The sequence below is a fragment of the Paraburkholderia sp. genome (assembly GCF_035501035.1).
Lineage (GTDB): Bacteria > Pseudomonadota > Gammaproteobacteria > Burkholderiales > Burkholderiaceae > Paraburkholderia.
Genome location: NZ_DATJWR010000268.1, coordinates 1 through 15,977, shown reverse-complemented (window position 1 = coordinate 15,977; position 15,977 = coordinate 1). Strand labels below are relative to the sequence as shown.

Sequence of the window (15,977 nt, the reverse complement as noted above, 5' to 3'; positions counted from 1 at the left end):
CGTCAGGCGCCGGTTGCGAAAACCGGTTCGAGTGCGCGATAGAGCGCGCGGAAAGTTGGACGGCGCGCTTCGCGGTACCACGCGTGGCGCGCGGCATCGGGCTCGCGCACCGCGTGCACGGGCGGCTGCGGGCATACCTCGTCGAGTGTCGCGCCGGGCTCGAGCGCCAGATGCGCGAGGCGAGCGGCGCCCAGCGCCGGGCCAACTTCGCCGCCCGCGCGCAGCGTGAGTGCGCGACCGCTGATATCGGCGAGCATCTGCGTCCACCAGGCACTGCGCGAGCCACCACCGATCACAGTGATGGTCTCGGGCACGAGCCCCGCCGCATGCAGTGCGTCCATGCCGTCGAGCAGCGCAAAGCCCACGCCTTCGAGCGTTGCGTTCGCGAGATCGGCGCGAGAGGTCTGCGGGGTCATGCCGTAGAACACGCCCTTCGCGTTGACGTTGTTGTGCGGCGTGCGTTCGCCCGTGAGATACGGCAGGAACCACGGACGTCGCGCGTCCAGGTCTGCGTTCGAGTTCGCTTGCGCGTCCGCGAGCAACGCCGCAACGCTCTCGTAGCCCGTGAGCCGCGCCGTGAAGTCGAGGCAACTAGCGGCGTTGAGCATCACCGACATCAGATGCCAGGTGTGCGGCAGTGCATGGCAGAAGCTGTGCACAGCGGAATCGGGATTGGCGAGAAAGCCGTCCGACACCGCGAAATAGACGCCCGAGGTGCCAAGCGAAAGCATCGCATCGCCGGGCCGCACGATGCCCACGCCCACGGCGCCCGCCGCGTTGTCGCCGCCACCCGCCACGACCGGAATCTCGCGCAGGCCGAATTGCCGTGCGAGTTCGGGCCGCAGCGTGCCGGTCACCTGGTTGCCTTCGAATACGTCCGGCATCTGCGCGCGCGTGAGGCCGCACGCCGCGAGCAACGCGTCGCTATAGTCGCGCTTCGCAATGTCCAGCCACAGCGTGCCGGCTGCATCCGAGGGGTCCGTCGCGAACACGCCCGTGAGCAACCAGCGCAAATAGTCCTTCGGCAGCAGCACGTGCGCGATGCGCGCAAAGATCTCCGGCTCGTGCTTGCGCACCCATAGCAGCTTGGGCGCCGTGAATCCCGGCATCGCGAGATTGCCTGCGATCGCGTGCAACTGCGGCACCGCGCGCTCGATCTCGACACATTCGGTGTCCGAACGACCATCGTTCCACAGGATCGCCGGGCGCAGCACTTCGCCCTTCGCGTCGAGCAGCGTTGCACCGTGCATCTGGCCGGTAAGCCCCATGGCCTCGATGTGCGCCGCGTCGATGCCGCGCCCGCGTGCCTCGTCGAGCAGCGCGCGCAATGCGCTCTGCGTGGCGAGCCACCAGTCCTGCGGCGCCTGTTCGGACCAGCGCGGCTGCGGCCGGCTCACCGTAAGCGGCGCATTCGCACTGCCGAGCACCTCGCCCGCGCGATCGAGCAGCACGGCCTTCACGCCGGACGTGCCGAGGTCGATACCGATGAACATGTCTCCTTCCTTCTTTTTTGCGCCAGTTTGCCTTCACCGCCAACCGGCGCAATTGCGAATTTGACGGCGTGCGCTAATGTTTTTTCGCGGGGCGTTCTCGCGCCCCGCGGCACGGCTAGCGCTGTCCGTAGATCGCCTGGTTCACGACATTTTCGAGCCGCTCCTGGTGGCCGCTCACGTGCTGCGGATTCATGCCGCGCGCAAGGGCGTCGACGGCGAGCGACTCGAGCGAGTAGCCGCCCGCGAGAATCTTGCGGCCGAACTCGCTGTCCCACCCCGCGTAGCGCAGACGGCGGAACTGCTCGAGCCGGTCGTTTTCCACGAGGACAGCCGCGCGTTCGAGCGCGAGTGCGAGCACGTCGATCGCACCGACGTGGCCGTAGAACAGGTCTTCCGGATCGGCGCTCTGACGCCGCACCTTCGCGTCGAAATTCATGCCGCCCGTCGTGAAACCGCCGTGGCGCAGGATCTCGTAGAACGCGAGCGTGAGTTCTTCGACACTGTTCGGAAACTGGTCGGTGTCCCAACCGTTCTGCGGATCTCCGCGATTCGCGTCGACACTGCCGAACACGCCGAGCGCGAACGCCGTCGCGATCTCGTGGTGGAACGAGTGACCCGCGAGCGTCGCGTGATTCGCTTCGATATTCACGCGGATTTCGTTCTGCAGGCCATACTGGGTCAGAAAGCCGTGCACCGTCGCCACGTCGTAGTCGTACTGGTGCTTGGTCGGCTCCTGCGGCTTCGGCTCGATCAGCAGGGTGCCCGTAAAGCCGGTGCGGTGCTTGTGCTCGATCACCATCGAAAGAAAGCGTGCGAACTGATCGCGCTCGCGCTTGAGGTCGGTGTTGAGCAGCGTCTCGTAGCCTTCGCGGCCACCCCACAGCACGTAGTTCTCGCCGCCGAGCTTGCGCGTCGCGTCGAGCGCATGGCAAACCTGGGTCGCGGCATAGGCAAAGACTTCAGGGTTGGGGTTCGTGGCCGCCCCGGCCGCATAGCGCGGATTCGAGAACAGGTTCGCCGTGCCCCATAGCAGCTTCACGCCGCTTGCCTGCTGGCGCTCGCCGAGATAATCGACCATGCGCTTGAAGTTTTCCGTGTAGTCCTTCAGGTCCTTGCCTTCCGGGGCGACATCGGTGTCATGGAACGTATAGTAAGGTGTGCCGAGTTTTGAAAAGAACTCGAATGCCGCGTCCGCCTTCTGGCGCGCGCGCTCCATCGCATCGCCAGGTTGCTGCCACGGACGATGAAAGGCCCCCTGCCCGAAGATATCGTTGCCGGGCCAGACGAACGTATGCCAGTAGCAGACCGCGATGCGCAGGTGCTCTTCGAGCGTCTTGCCGAGCACCTTCTTCGTACGGTCGTAGTGATGGTATGCAAGCGGGTTGTCCGATTGCGCGCCTTCATAGCGAATCGCGGGGATGTGTTCGAAGTACGACATGATGTCTCCTGTTTTGTTGCGGCGCAGCGGCGCGCATCCATCTGTGTGACGCCATACTGCCCGCGTCGGGCAAAGCGCGGCAATTGCGAAATTGCGTGACAGCTTTAATGTTTCCTGCCGACAAGCACGAGGGCCACACCCGCAGGCACGGATGTCGGCCTAAAATAACCGGACGCTTAAAACGAGACGCGCCCCAGGGCGCAAGAGACATCGTAGCGCTGCGCCCCCTCACGCGCAGCGCGCCCGAACTGGAGAGATGGCCGCGAGCACCTCGGCACCGCGCTGGTGCAAACGCTGCCGACACGACATGACCCGTGCCCCCGCGTCCCAGACGCCGCATCGCATCGCGCTGCTGTTCAACGCGAACAAGGTCTACGACCGCGAAATCATCGCAGGGATCGGCCACTATCTGCGCTCCACGCGCGTAGCGTGGGATCTTTTTCTCGAGGAAGATTTCCGCTGCCGTCTTGCGGGCATCGAACGCTTCGACGGCGACGGCATCATTGCCGACTTCGACGACCCCGCCGTGGCCGACGCGCTGCGCGGCTGCCCGCTGCCCGTCGTGGCCGTGGGCTCGTCGTTCGAAGATTCGGCGCAGTATCCGCCCGAACTGCCCTACATCGCGACCGACAATGGCAAGCTCGTCTCGCTCGCATGGACGCATCTGATCGGCGCGGGTTTGCCGAATCTCGCGATGTACAGCCTGCCCGTCGCGCAGGAGAACCGCTGGGCACAGGAGCGCGAAGTGGCCTTCCAGGCGCTCGCGCGCGAAGAAGGCATGCAGGCGCCGATCTACCGTGGCCTTGCCACCAGTGCGAGCGCCTGGAACCAGGCCATCGAGCAGCTGAGCGTCTGGCTGCACAGTCTGCCCAAGCCCGTGGGCGTGATCGCGGTCACCGATGCCCGGGCGCGGCATTTGCTTCAGGCGTGTCTGATCCACGGCATCGCGGTGCCCGAGCAGGTCGCGATCATCGGCATCGACAACGATCCGCTGACGCGCACGCTCACGCGCATCCCGCTCTCATCGGTCATTCAGGGCACGGAGGAAATGGGCAGGACGGCCGCCCACCTGCTGCACCAGATGCTGCGCGGTGCACGTTTTCCGGGACAGCGCATTCTGGTTCCGCCTGTCGGCATCAATGTGCTCGAATCGACACGCCATGAACCGCTGTCGAGCCCGCACGTCATGCGTGCACGCCACTTCATCCGCCAGTACGCCTGCCAGGGCATCAAGACCGAACAGGTGGCCGACTATGTGGGCGTGTCGCGCTCGTCGCTGGAAGAATATTTCCGGCGTGAACTCCAGTGCACGGTCCACCAGGAGATCCTGCGCCACAAGCTTGACGCCGCGAAGGCGATGCTCGCGAGCCGCGATGCCTCGAGCGCCGAGGTGGCGATACGCTGCGGGTTCACCTCGCTGCAATATATGTATGCAGTTTTCCGGCGTGAACTGGGATGCACGCCACGCGAATACCAGGACAGCGTTGCGAACGCCTCTGGCGCGCGCCTGTCTACACCATGACGCCGGCATCGGCCGCCCGGGAATTCATGCCCACTTCGCACGCTTTCTTCGCCTCATGAACAGTCTCGCCCATCTGCCTTCCGAACCGTGGGGCGCCCTGCCCGGCGGCGATGCCGTCCGGCTCTACACGCTGCGCAACGCGCAGGGCATGAAAGTGTCGATCAGCGACCTCGGCGCAACGCTCGTCTCGTGGCTCGCGCCCGATCGCGCCGGCCGCCTCGGCGACATCCTGCTCGGCCACGACACACCCGCCGCCTACCTTGCCGCCACCACGTACATGGGCGGCCTGATCGGGCGCTGGGCCAACCGTATTGCAGGCGCGCACTTCACGCTCGATGGCATCGACTATGCACTCGATCGCAACGAGAACGGCAATCTGCTGCATGGTGGCGCGAACGGCTTTCACCGGCAGCTCTGGCAGGTGGAAGACGATCGCGGCTCACTGCTGCTGCGGCTCGATTCACCCGAAGGCGACGGCGGCTTTCCCGGCAACGTGAGCGTGCAGGTGCGCTACACGCTCGACGACGACGGCACGCTGACGATCGAGTACGAGGGCGTGAGCGACGCGCCCACGCCGCTCAATCTCACGAGCCACGGTTATTTCAACCTTACCGGCGAGGCGAATTCGGACATTCGCGGCCACGTGCTGACGATCGACGCGGACGCATTCCTCGAGGTCGACCCACAGCTGACTCCCGTGCGCATCGCCGATGTCTCGGGCAGCGCCTTCGATTTTCGCCATGGCGCGCCGCTCGGCGCGCGGCTCGACTGGCCGCACGCGCAACTCGCCCGCGCGCGCGGCTTCGACCACTGTTATGTGCTGCGCGCGCCCGAGAGCACGGCGGGCACGCTGCACGCCGCGCCGGGCCGCTGGCCCGTGCGCGCCGTGGCGCGCGTCTACGAGCCGGGCAGCGGGCGCGAACTCGCCGTCTCGACCGATCAGCGCGGCCTGCAGCTTTACACGGGGAACTATCTGGAGGGGCAGCCGGGGCGCCACGGGGCCCCGTGTGTGCGCTACGCGGGCCTGTGCCTGGAAGCGGGCGGTTTCCCGAACCAGATCAACATGGAAGCACCCGCGTGCGAAGAAGTCGTGCTACGACCCGGCAAGACGTATCGCCAGCTCACCCAGTACCAGGTCAGCGTGCTCAACTGAAGCCAGATTCCGGCCGCTGGGCAGGCAGTGTGGCTCACCGCCTGCACTCACGTCGCATTACGCAGTATTTATGCGGATCAGGAAGCCTTGTCGTACTGGTAGACACCGCGGCCGGTCTTGCGGCCAAGCTGGCCCGCTGCAACCATTTCGCGCAGCAGCGGACATGCACGATACTTCGAGTCGCCGAAGTCTTTCAGGAACACGTCCATCACTGAAAGGCACACGTCGAGGCCGATCAGGTCCGCCAGCGCGAGCGGACCGATCGGGTGATTCGCGCCGAGCTTCATGCCCGCGTCGATTTCCTCGGCGCTCGCAATGCCGTCCGCGAGCACGAAGAACGCCTCGTTGATCATCGGCACCAGAATGCGGTTCACCACGAAGCCCGGCGCGTTCTTCACGGCGATCGGCGTCTTCTCCAGACGCAGCGCCATCTCGCGCACCGCTTGTGCAACCTGCGGGCGCGTCTGCAGGCCGCTAATCACCTCTACGAGCGGCATCATCGGCACCGGGTTGAAGAAGTGCATGCCGATGAAGCGCGACGGATCGGCGAGTGTCGTCGCCAGCGCCGTGATCGAGATCGACGAGGTGTTCGACGCGATGATCGCATCGGGGCGGGCTGCGGCCTCGATCTGCTTGAGAATGCGCGCCTTGAGCTCAGCGTTCTCCGTGGCCGCCTCGATCACGAGATCGACGCTGGACAGACGCTGATAGTCGGTGGTCGTTTCGATGCGCGCGAGCGCCGCGTCGCGCGCGCCGGCTTCGAGCTTGCCCTTCGAGACGAGCCGCTCGAGGCTGTGCGTGAGCGCCGCCACGCCCCTGGCGAGAGCCGCGTCGGTAACGTCGATCATCACCGCCTTCAGGCCCGCCACCGCCACCGCCTGGGCAATGCCGTTGCCCATCGTGCCCGCGCCCACGATCCCTACTGATTCGATTGCCATGCCTGCTCCTCACTCCTTGTCTGCGACGCCGGCGTGTCGCCTATGGAAAATGCCGGTCATGCGGCGCGGCGCGTGGTGCACCGCACCAAAACCCACAGTGTAACGGGTTGCGGAACACGACCGGAACTGGAGCGACGGGGGGGCGCGGCAAAATGATGCCGACGCGCCGGGAACATGAAGGGGGGCTGGCCGCCTGCGACCATGGAAAACACCATGCAGTCACCAGGCGCCATGCACCGCGCGACGGACGGCATGCAGAATCATTCCGATACGCGCCCCTTCGGCCGCCGCCGCGCTAGAAGTTGTACTGGATGTAGATCTCGCTGAAGTTCAGGCCGGGGTCCGGTTGCTTGATGTCCGCGTTCGAGAGGTGCTGGAAACGAAATCCGATCTGGTAATTCCCGTGCTCGCCGAACTGTGCGCCGACGCCAACCATGTCCGCGAACTGGAACGACGACGACATCGTGCGGTACGGCGTCTGGCGCACGTGCGAGATCAGGCGCACGCCCACGCCCGCCTCGAAGAACGGCCGGAACCAGCCAGTATCCTTGATGATGCGAAAAACCGGTGTCACGCCGAATTCCCAGGTGTTCGCATAGATGGCATCAGGGTCGTCCAGCTTCCAGTACGCGACGTGCGCCTCGCCAAGCAGCGTGAAGTGAAAGCCGCCGAAGTGCCACCACTGCAGGGCCGGATCCCATACAAAGCCGAGATCGAGCTTTTTCACGTCGTTGTCCGCCACGCCCGCGCCCAACTGGATGCCAAACGTGTTCTGCGCATGCGCGCTGGCCGCGCCGAACGCGCAGAGTGCGGCAAATGCCCCGCGCGCGACTCGAGCCCGCCAGATCGAGTTTCTTTCTGTCATCTTTTTCCCCGATTCGAACGATTCAGCACGAGGCCAGCATGTGGCGCAGCTTGCGCCGGCGGCCGGATTGCGGGCCGCCATGCCTCACATCAACTTCCCGGTTCGCGGCGCGCGGCCGTCTGATGGGCTCGGTCCGAAACACGACGTGGGGCACAAAACTACGGGTTCTGCAGGGATGAATAAACAGTCAAAAGCGCAATTTGCCGTGCAAAGCGAAACGCAGGCGCCCTGCAACGTTCATGAGGGGATCCGCGCGCATATGAGATTCGAGTTTAGCCTTGAAAAAACGAAAGCGCTCGTTGGTGCTCCATCGCATCGTAACCACGCAAACCGCGCGGCGCCGAGACTTCTAACTAAAAGCTTTCACTGCAAATGGCCGAATCCACTAAATACCTAGCTTCAATCATCCGCAGAAAGCAATCGCAGATATTAGCCAGCGCATTTCCGAATGGCATTGCACCAATGATTACTTTTCGATTACCGGAGCATTCGAATTCGGCAAGTACATTTGCTCGAGTCGCTTATCGCCGGGAATTTATTGAACCGGCCGCCGCGCGCGCCGGCTGCCCCATCGCTCCTACTCGGCTCCTACTCGGCTCAGCAAAACCAACGTTGCATGCGGGCTCGGGTATTCCCGCACACCCCAGATCGCGCGCGGCTGCTGTACCCAAATTGAGGACAGACAGCGCGCCAGGCGCTCGCATAATCCGCGTGAATTGTGATCGTCGGCAAACAACAATGCCATAACACTTGCCGCGCTCACGTCCCGTTGCTTCGGAGGAGACCCATGAGCCCAATCCCGCAAGGGCACGCTTCGCGCGTGCCGCAATCGTCCGCGCAAGTGCAGTCGAATCATGCCGCAGCTACCGAGCAGGTGACACGCAAGGTGTCGCGCCATCTGCTCGGCTTCCTGTTCCTGCTGTTCGTCGTCTCGTTCCTCGACCGCATCAACATCGGCTTCGCCGGCCTGACGATGATGAAGGACCTTGGCCTGTCGAGCACGCAGTTCGGCTTCGCCACCACCCTCTTCTACGTCGCTTATATCGCGTGCGGCATTCCCGGCAACCTCATGCTCGCGCGCGTGGGCGCACGCCGCTGGATCAGCTTCATCATGATTGCGTGGGGCCTCGCCTCCACGGCGACGATGTTCGCCACCAATGCCACCACGCTCTACTGGCTACGCATGCTCGTCGGCGTGACCGAGGCCGGGTTCCTGCCCGGCATGCTGCTCTATCTCACCTGCTGGTTCCCGAGCGCGTGGCGTGCACGCGCCAACGCGCTCTTCATGATCGCCATGCCCGTGACCGCCGCGCTCGGCTCCGCGGTCTCGGGCTACATCCTCAAGCTCGACGGCCATGCGGGACTCGCCGGCTGGCAGTGGCTCTTCGTGCTCGAAGGCATGCCGGCCGTGCTTCTCGGCTGTGTGGCGTTCTTCTATCTCGACGACACGCCGGGCGCCGCACGCTGGCTCAGCGCCGAAGAAAAGCGCACGCTCGAAGCCGCGCTCGCCGAAGCCTCCGACATGCGAGGGGCCTCCCATGTCCAGCCGGCGCACAAGCCAGGCCTCTGGCAGCAGTTGCGTTCGCCCGTGGTGCTGCGCTTCGCAGCGGCATACTTCTGCCTCGTCAACACGCTCGCGATGGTCGCCGTATGGGCGCCGTTGATCGTGAAGGGCTTCAGCACCGGCGCGAGCAACGTCACCGTGGGCCTCGTCGCGACGATTCCGCAGCTCGTCACCATCGTCGCGATGATCGTGTGGGGGCGCCGCTCCGATAGGCTGCAGGAGCGCAAATGGCATCTCGCCGCGCCGATGCTGCTCTCCGGCTTCGGCTGCGTGCTGACCGCACAAGGCGGTGCGCCGCTCTTGCAATTGCTCGGCGTGTGCCTCGCATCGGCGGGCTCGTATACGGCGATGTCGATCTTCTGGACGACGCCCGATCAGGCGTTCACGCCACAGGCACGCGCAGTGGGCATCGCCGTGATCAACGCGATCGGCAATATCAGCTCGGCGGCCAATCCGCTCGTGGTGGGCTGGCTGAAGGATGCGACGCACAGCTACGCCGCGGGGCTCGTCTATTCCGCGGTACTGCTCGTGCTGGGTGCGGTGATCGTCGCGACGCTGCCGCTCGGCCGCGAGAAGGAAGTGAAGGCGGTGCCGCGCGCGGCCGCCTGAGCGCACGAATCGCGCGGCGGCGCGCGCCGTGCGATTTTCAGACCTGATAGACCGGCGACTGCGTTGCGCCCAACTCGCAGCGCACGCAATGTAGCCTCGCCCACTGCGCGCGGGCAGGCGCTCGCGTTAGCGTTCCGCGCCTGCTCCGCTGCGCCGTGCGGAGAACCCCGGCAAGCGCTTCACGAAACCGGTTGCGAGCGCGGTGCCCACGAGAATCGCCGCACAAGCCTCGACCATACCCAACGAAACACGCTCACTGAGAAAGAGCGCGCCCCACAAGATGCCGAAGATGGGAATCACGAACGTGACCGTGATTGCCCGCGCCGGCCCGACAGCCGCGATCAGCCGGAAGAACAGCAGATATGCGACCCCCGTACACGCCACGCCGAGGCCGAGCACCGCGCCCCAGGCGTGCAGCGAAATCGGCGCGGCGGGCCAGGTCGCCACGGCGAACGGCGCGAGCACGATGGTCGCGCCCGTCATCGTGCCGGCAGCCACCGAGAGCGGATCGGCGCCCGTGAGGTGGCGCTTCGTATAGCTGGCGGCCACCCCGTAGAGCGCCGCCGCCAGCAAAGCCGCGCAGGCGGCGAGCGCCGCGCTCGTCGTGGAAGCGCCGTCGCCGGCGCGCGTCGCGATCTGATCCCAGACCAGCGCAAGCACGCCCGCGAAGCCGATCGCAAGCCCGGCCACTCGCAATCCGCTCAGACGATCCTTGAGCCACACATACGCGACCACGGCGCCCCATAGCGGCGTGGTCGCGTTGATGACCGACGTGACGCCTGCAGAAAGCGTGAGTTCGGCCCACGCGAAGAGACAAAACGGCGCGGCCGAATTCAGGATGCCGACCACGAACAGCGGCCACGCGCGCTCGCGGAGCGTGCCGAGCGCTTCACGTGCGGGGCGTCGCGAAAACAGCACCAGCAGGAGAAAGAGCGCGCCGATGCCCACCCGCAGCGCCATCAGCGGCGCCACACCGAAATCGGCCACGCCGACGCGGATGAACAGAAACGATCCGCCCCACAGGGCGGCGAGAACGACGAGTTGCGCGAGTTCGATCGGATTCATGTGAAGTGGCCCTGGATGAGCACGGGTTGCGCGCGGGCGCGCGCATTCTGCGTATGACGGGCGCAAAGGTATGCGTATCGTAAGGCGAGCGCCGCACGCCGTATAACGAAGGATTCTCACCGATATGTGAGAAAAATTGACAGCCGGATCTTGCGGTGTCATTCGCACTCGCACATTCACCCGCGCATTCATGCCCGCATTTACGCGCCTGGCGAGCGCGTAAATGACAAAGCCCGCGCAATCTTTCGATTACGCGGGCTCTATTTCTGGTCGGGGCGAGAGGATTTGAACCTCCGACCACCTGCACCCCATGCAGGTACGCTACCAGGCTGCGCTACGCCCCGAGAGCTAGAGAGTATAACAGACAGTTTCTCTAATTAGAACCGCTTCAAGCGCAATTCTCGTACGACGGGCAAGCAAGCGTTCGACTACGGCTTCAGCGCCCGAGCGCGTCGAGCACATGCAGCAATTCCTTGCGCAACTGATCGACGTCGACGAGCGCCTTCGTGCCTTCGTCAACGGGCTCGCCCGATGCTTCGGACGGCGCGGGTTCGCCGGCCATCGCGCCATGCAAATCGAGACGATTGCGCGCACCGTTGATCGTGAACCCCTGCTCGTAGAGCAGTTCGCGAATCCGCCGGATCAGCAAGACCTCATGGTGCTGGTAATAGCGGCGATTGCCGCGCCGCTTCACCGGCTTCAACTGCGTGAACTCCTGCTCCCAATACCGCAGCACGTGGGGCTTCACGCCGCACAGTTCGCTCACCTCGCCAATCGTGAAGTAACGCTTGGCGGGTATGGGAGGCAAGACGACCTTTTCACTTGTCGATGTCATCGCCGGGTTGCCGTCGTGGTGGTTGCGCAATGAGGCGTCGCCGCCTGGGTCCGATTGGTCGGTCTGGTCAGTCTGGTCAGCTCATGCCGTCCGCTCCCTGCACGCCCGCCATATTGCCACCGGCGCGGGCGTACGAGATCAGAAGGTCAACGCGTGAAGCTCGCCTCGGCGCCGCTTTCCACGAGCGCCTTCAGCTTCTGGCTCGCATGAAACGTCACGACGCGGCGCGCGGCGATGGGAATCGCCTCGCCTGTCTTCGGATTGCGGCCAGGACGTTGCGGCTTGTCGCGCAACTGGAAATTGCCGAAGCCGGACAGCTTCACGCTGTCGCCGCTTTCGAGCGCGTCGCGAATCACTTCGAAGAAAGCCTCGACCATGTCTTTCGCTTCGCGCTTGTTGAGACCGACATTGTCGAACAGCAGCTCAGCGAGTTCGGCTTTGGTCAGCGTGGGCGTGTCGTTCGTGGCGCTTGCCGACGAGGCAGGAATGTCGCGAATCATGGCGCTACGCTGTGCCGCAAGAAGGGCTTCGAAATCACTCGAGTTCATTTCGTTCATCTATCTATGAAATGGCGCGCTTCCGGTTGCTTGGGACATCGCAAACCGGAAGCCGATGTCGGTACGTGATGAGCCGATGAGCTTATCCGCGCAGCCGGGCGCCATACACTCGAGCCAGACGATCCACCAGGGACTTGATGGCCGCATCGACCGTTTCGTCCTGAAGGGTTCCGCCAGTATCTTGCAGGGTCACCCGGAAGGCAAGGCTTTTCTCGTCCGCGCCAAGTCCGGAAGTATTTGATTTTGCACGAAATTCGTCGAAAAGTGCAACCCTCTGCACAATCCGGCAAGCCTCGTCTTGCATGCCCTTCTGGAACTCGTCGAGCAGCGCCTGCACCTCGATCTTCTGATCGACGACGAGCGCGATGTCGCGACGCACCGGCGGGAATTTCGAGACTTCGGCAGGCGTGGGCAGGTCGCGCGCCATCAGCGCTTCGGCCTCGACTTCGAAGAGGATCGGTGCGTGCGGCAGGTCGTACTTCTGCATCCAGCGCGGATGCAGTTCGCCGATCCAGCCAACGGCCTTGCCATCCACTTCGATGCGCGCGCTGCGCCCCGGATGCAGCGCGGGATGTTCGCCCTTCACGAAACGCGGTGCCTTTGCCACGCCATGAGAAGCGAACAGCGCTTCCAGATCGCCCTTCACGTCGAAGAAGTCCACGCCTCGCGTTTGCGCGCCCCACTGCTCTTCGAGCGCGGGACCGTATGCGAGCGCACCGATCATCTTCGGCTGCGCGAAACCTTCCACCGTCATCTCGCCTGCCTTGATCGACGGATCGTGCAGGAACACGCGGCCGGATTCGAACACGCGCACGCGGTCCGCGCGACGGTTCAAGTTGTGGCGCAGCACGTTGATGAGGCTGCCGAACAGGGTCGTGCGCATGACCGAGAGCTGGCTCGCGATCGGGTTCAGCAACTTCACGGGCTTGTCGTTACCGGCGAAGTCCTGCTCCCACTCGGCGTCGACGAAGCTGAAGTTGATCGTTTCCGCGTAGTCGCGCGCGGCGAGCGCATGACGGATCGCATGGATCGATCGGCGCGTTTCGTTGGTCGCGCGCATTTCGCTGCGAGCCACGGGCGGCAGCGCGGGAATCTTCTCGACACCATAGATGCGCGCGACTTCTTCGATCAGGTCTTCTTCGATCTCGATATCGAAGCGGTACGGCGGCGGCGTCACGCTGAACGTATCGCCCTCGTTATCAACGCTGCGCTCGAACGTGAGGCCAAGGCGCGTGAAGATCTGCGCGATTTCATCGGTACCGATCTTCACGCCGATAATGCGGTTCGCACGCGCCACGCGCATCTTGACCGGCTCGCGCTTCGGCACGTTCACCGTTTGATCGTCGATCGGGCCGGCCTCGCCGCCGCAGATATCGAGAATCAGCTGCGTGATGCGCTCGATGTGCTCGACGGTCGTCGACCAGTCCACGCCGCGCTCGAAGCGATGACCCGCATCGGTCGAGAAGTTGTAGCGGCGCGAGCGGCCGCGAATGCTGTCCGGCCACCAGAACGCGGCTTCGAGATAGATGTTCGTGGTGTCGAGCGTCACGGCCGTGCTGTCGCCGCCCATGATGCCCGCGAGGCTTTCGATCTCGCGATCGTCGGCGATCACGCCCACGGTTTCATCGACTTCGACGGTGTTGCCGTTGAGCAGCTTGAGCGTTTCGCCCTTCTTGCCCCAACGCACGTCCATCGAGCCGTGGATCTTGTCGAGATCGAACACGTGCGACGGGCGGCCCAGCTCGAGCATCACGTAATTCGAAATGTCGACGAGCGCCGAGATGCTGCGCTGGCCCGAACGCTCGAGGCGCTCGACCATCCACAGCGGCGTCTTCGCGTGCGCGTTCACGCCGCGGATCACGCGGCCCGAGAAGCGGCCGCACAGGTCCGGCGCCGAGATCTTCACGGGAAGCGTTTCGTTGAGCTTGACTTCGACCTTCGGGTACACGGGCGCGTTGAGCGGCGCGCCGGTGATCGCGGCCGTTTCGCGCGCGATGCCGTACACCGAAAGGCAATCGGCCTTGTTCGGCGTGAGCTTGATTTCGAAGATGGTGTCGTCGAGGTTCAGCGCTTCGCGAATGTCCTGACCGACCGGCGTGGCTTCCGGCAGGATCATCAGGCCGCTATGGTCTTCGGAGAGCTTGAGCTCGCGTGCCGAGCAGAGCATGCCCTGGCTTTCCACGCCGCGCAGCTTCGAGAGCTTGATCGCGAAGGGCTTGCCGCCTTCTTCGGCGGGCGGCAGCTCCGCGCCGACGAGCGCGACCGGAACCTTGATGCCGGGCGACACATTGGGTGCGCCGCAAACGATCTGCAGCGTGGTGCCCGTGCCGGCATCGACCTGACACACGTTCAGCTTGTCCGCGTCCGGGTGCTTGACGACTTCGAGCACGCGGCCTACTACGATCCTCTCGGTGGGCGGCGCGGCCGGGCGCAGACCTTCGACTTCGAGGCCGGCCATGGTGAGCGCATGAGCAAGCTCATCGGTCGTGAGCTTCGGATCGACAAAGCTTCTCAGCCAGGATTCGGGGAATAGCATTTGGTTTTACGTTCCAGACAGATTGTGACCGCAGCGAAGGTTTCTCGCGCACCTTGTTCCAGTGCTGCGTCCGCCTCGCGCTGTGCTAACGGATGCGTCGCATGAGCTCAGGCGAACTGACGCAGGAAGCGCAGGTCGCCTTCGAAGAACAGGCGCAAATCCTGCACGCCGTAACGCAGCATCGTCAGGCGTTCAAGGCCGCTGCCGAACGCAAAGCCGATATAGCGCTCCGGGTCGAGGCCCATGTTGCGGATCACGGTCGGATGCACCTGGCCCGAGCCCGAGATCTCGAGCCACTTGCCGGCATTCTTGCCGTGCTCGAACATCATGTCGATTTCGGCCGAGGGCTCCGTGAACGGGAAGTACGACGGACGGAAACGCACCTGAATGTCGTCACGTTCGAAGAACTTCTTGAGGAAATCGGTGTAGACGCCCTTCAGGTCTGCGAAGCTGATGTTCTCTTCGATCCACAGGCCTTCGACCTGGTTGAACATCGGCGAATGCGTGGCGTCGCTGTCCACGCGATACGTACGGCCCGGCACGATCACCTTGATGGGCGGCGTGTGCGTGCGCGCGTAGCGCACCTGCATCGGGCTCGTGTGCGTACGCAGCAGCAGCTGACGGCCATCGGCGTCCTTGCCGTCCACGTAGAACGTGTCCTGCATCGAGCGTGCCGGATGGTTTTCCGGGCTGTTGAGCGCGGTGAAGTTGTACCAGTCGGTTTCGATCTCGGGACCGTCGGCCACGTCGAAGCCGATCGAGCCGAAAATGCGCTCGACGCGCTCCCACGTCTGCATCACCGGATGCAGGCTGCCGGTGCCCGTGCCGCGGCCCGGCAGCGTGACGTCGATCGCCTCGGCGGCGAGACGCTGGTTCAGGAGTGCGTCGGCGAGCGCCTGGCGGCGCGCGTTGAGAGCCGCCTCGACCTGCTGCTTGACGGCGTTGATGCGCGCGCCTTCGGTCTTGCGCGTTTCCGGGTCGAGCTTGCCGAGGCCCTTGAGCAGTTCGGTCAGCGCGCCGGACTTGCCGAGAAAGCGGGCCTTTTCGTTTTCAAGCGTGTTGACGTCGGGGGCGGAAGCGAAAGCGCGTTGCGCGTCGGCGACAATCTGGTCCAGATCCATTGATCCCATCTTTTCAGCTTCAGAGTTTGAGACTTAGAGCAGCATTCACGGCCCGCCATCACAAAATGTGGCAATGACCGCGCGAAGGCACTGCATGAAGCGGCGCAAGATGCGCCAGAAGGCGCGCAGGAACCGCTTCGCCAACAAAAACGGGGCTCGGTGAGGAGCCCCGTTTTTGTTGCAGCATCACCGAGACTACCGGAATGTCTGCTGCAACGAACCTGCGCAATACCTGCTATCAGGCAGCGACGGCGGCCTTCACCTGCTTGACGATCGCAGCA

General features: G+C 64.3%; 12 protein-coding genes and 1 tRNA gene. 3 read left to right on the top strand and 10 right to left on the bottom strand.

The genetic code is table 11. From position 1 onward, the window contains the following. Window positions 1-2: 2 nt before the first annotated feature. Together xylB and xylA are read right to left on the bottom strand one after the other, a co-directional pair. The gene (gene xylB, locus VMJ11_RS19745) at window positions 3-1,493 is read right to left on the bottom strand and encodes a xylulokinase (RefSeq protein WP_325621066.1); all 1,491 of its coding nucleotides are present in this window, start codon (window positions 1,491-1,493) and stop codon (window positions 3-5) included. A gap of 115 nt (window positions 1,494-1,608) precedes the next feature. Continuing rightward, the gene (gene xylA / locus VMJ11_RS19740) at window positions 1,609-2,931 is read right to left on the bottom strand and encodes a xylose isomerase (RefSeq protein ID WP_325621065.1); all 1,323 of its coding nucleotides are present in this window, start codon (window positions 2,929-2,931) and stop codon (window positions 1,609-1,611) included. 307 nt (window positions 2,932-3,238) lie between these two features. Here xylA and VMJ11_RS19735 point away from each other — a divergent pair, with 307 nt between their 5' ends. Continuing rightward, window positions 3,239-4,453, top strand: a complete 1,215-nt coding sequence (locus tag VMJ11_RS19735; RefSeq protein ID WP_325621064.1) for a DNA-binding transcriptional regulator — start codon at window positions 3,239-3,241, stop codon at window positions 4,451-4,453. A 55-nt stretch (window positions 4,454-4,508) separates the two neighbouring features. Continuing rightward, a complete protein-coding gene (locus VMJ11_RS19730; RefSeq protein ID WP_325621063.1) occupies window positions 4,509-5,606 on the top strand; it encodes an aldose epimerase family protein in 1,098 nt (365 codons plus the stop codon). Window positions 5,607-5,683: 77 nt separating this feature from the next. Here the strand turns inward: VMJ11_RS19730 and VMJ11_RS19725 are convergent, their stop codons facing one another. Both VMJ11_RS19725 and VMJ11_RS19720 read right to left on the bottom strand, forming a co-directional pair. Further along, window positions 5,684-6,544 (bottom strand): 3-hydroxybutyryl-CoA dehydrogenase, encoded by an 861-nt coding sequence (locus VMJ11_RS19725; protein ID WP_325621062.1) that lies wholly within the window; start codon window positions 6,542-6,544, stop codon window positions 5,684-5,686. Between the two features lie 295 nt (window positions 6,545-6,839). Continuing rightward, window positions 6,840-7,409 carry an acyloxyacyl hydrolase gene (locus VMJ11_RS19720; protein ID WP_325621061.1) on the bottom strand — a complete coding sequence of 190 codons (570 nt, stop codon included), beginning with the start codon at window positions 7,407-7,409 and terminating at the stop codon, window positions 6,840-6,842. Window positions 7,410-8,196: 787 nt separating this feature from the next. Here VMJ11_RS19720 and VMJ11_RS19715 point away from each other — a divergent pair. Further along, window positions 8,197-9,582: an MFS transporter gene (locus VMJ11_RS19715; RefSeq protein ID WP_325621060.1), complete on the top strand. Its 1,386-nt coding sequence runs from the start codon at window positions 8,197-8,199 to the stop codon at window positions 9,580-9,582. Between the two features lie 126 nt (window positions 9,583-9,708). Here the strand turns inward: VMJ11_RS19715 and VMJ11_RS19710 are convergent, their stop codons facing one another. The 6 genes from VMJ11_RS19710 to pheS form a co-directional block, all read right to left on the bottom strand. Continuing rightward, window positions 9,709-10,647: a DMT family transporter gene (locus tag VMJ11_RS19710; protein WP_325621059.1), complete on the bottom strand. Its 939-nt coding sequence runs from the start codon at window positions 10,645-10,647 to the stop codon at window positions 9,709-9,711. A gap of 267 nt (window positions 10,648-10,914) precedes the next feature. Beyond that, a tRNA-Pro gene (locus VMJ11_RS19705) sits at window positions 10,915-10,991 on the bottom strand. 92 nt (window positions 10,992-11,083) lie between these two features. Beyond that, window positions 11,084-11,482, bottom strand: coding sequence for a MerR family transcriptional regulator (locus VMJ11_RS19700; protein WP_325621058.1), 399 nt, complete (start codon window positions 11,480-11,482; stop codon window positions 11,084-11,086). 146 nt (window positions 11,483-11,628) lie between these two features. Beyond that, entirely contained in the window at window positions 11,629-12,039 is a 411-nt protein-coding gene (locus VMJ11_RS19695) for an integration host factor subunit alpha (RefSeq protein WP_028216809.1), read from the bottom strand. A gap of 82 nt (window positions 12,040-12,121) precedes the next feature. Continuing rightward, complete coding sequence (gene pheT, locus VMJ11_RS19690) at window positions 12,122-14,575, bottom strand: phenylalanine--tRNA ligase subunit beta (protein WP_325621057.1); 2,454 nt, start codon at window positions 14,573-14,575, stop codon at window positions 12,122-12,124. Window positions 14,576-14,682: 107 nt separating this feature from the next. Next, window positions 14,683-15,696 carry a phenylalanine--tRNA ligase subunit alpha gene (gene pheS, locus VMJ11_RS19685; RefSeq protein WP_325621056.1) on the bottom strand — a complete coding sequence of 338 codons (1,014 nt, stop codon included), beginning with the start codon at window positions 15,694-15,696 and terminating at the stop codon, window positions 14,683-14,685. Window positions 15,697-15,977: the final 281 nt, after the last annotated feature.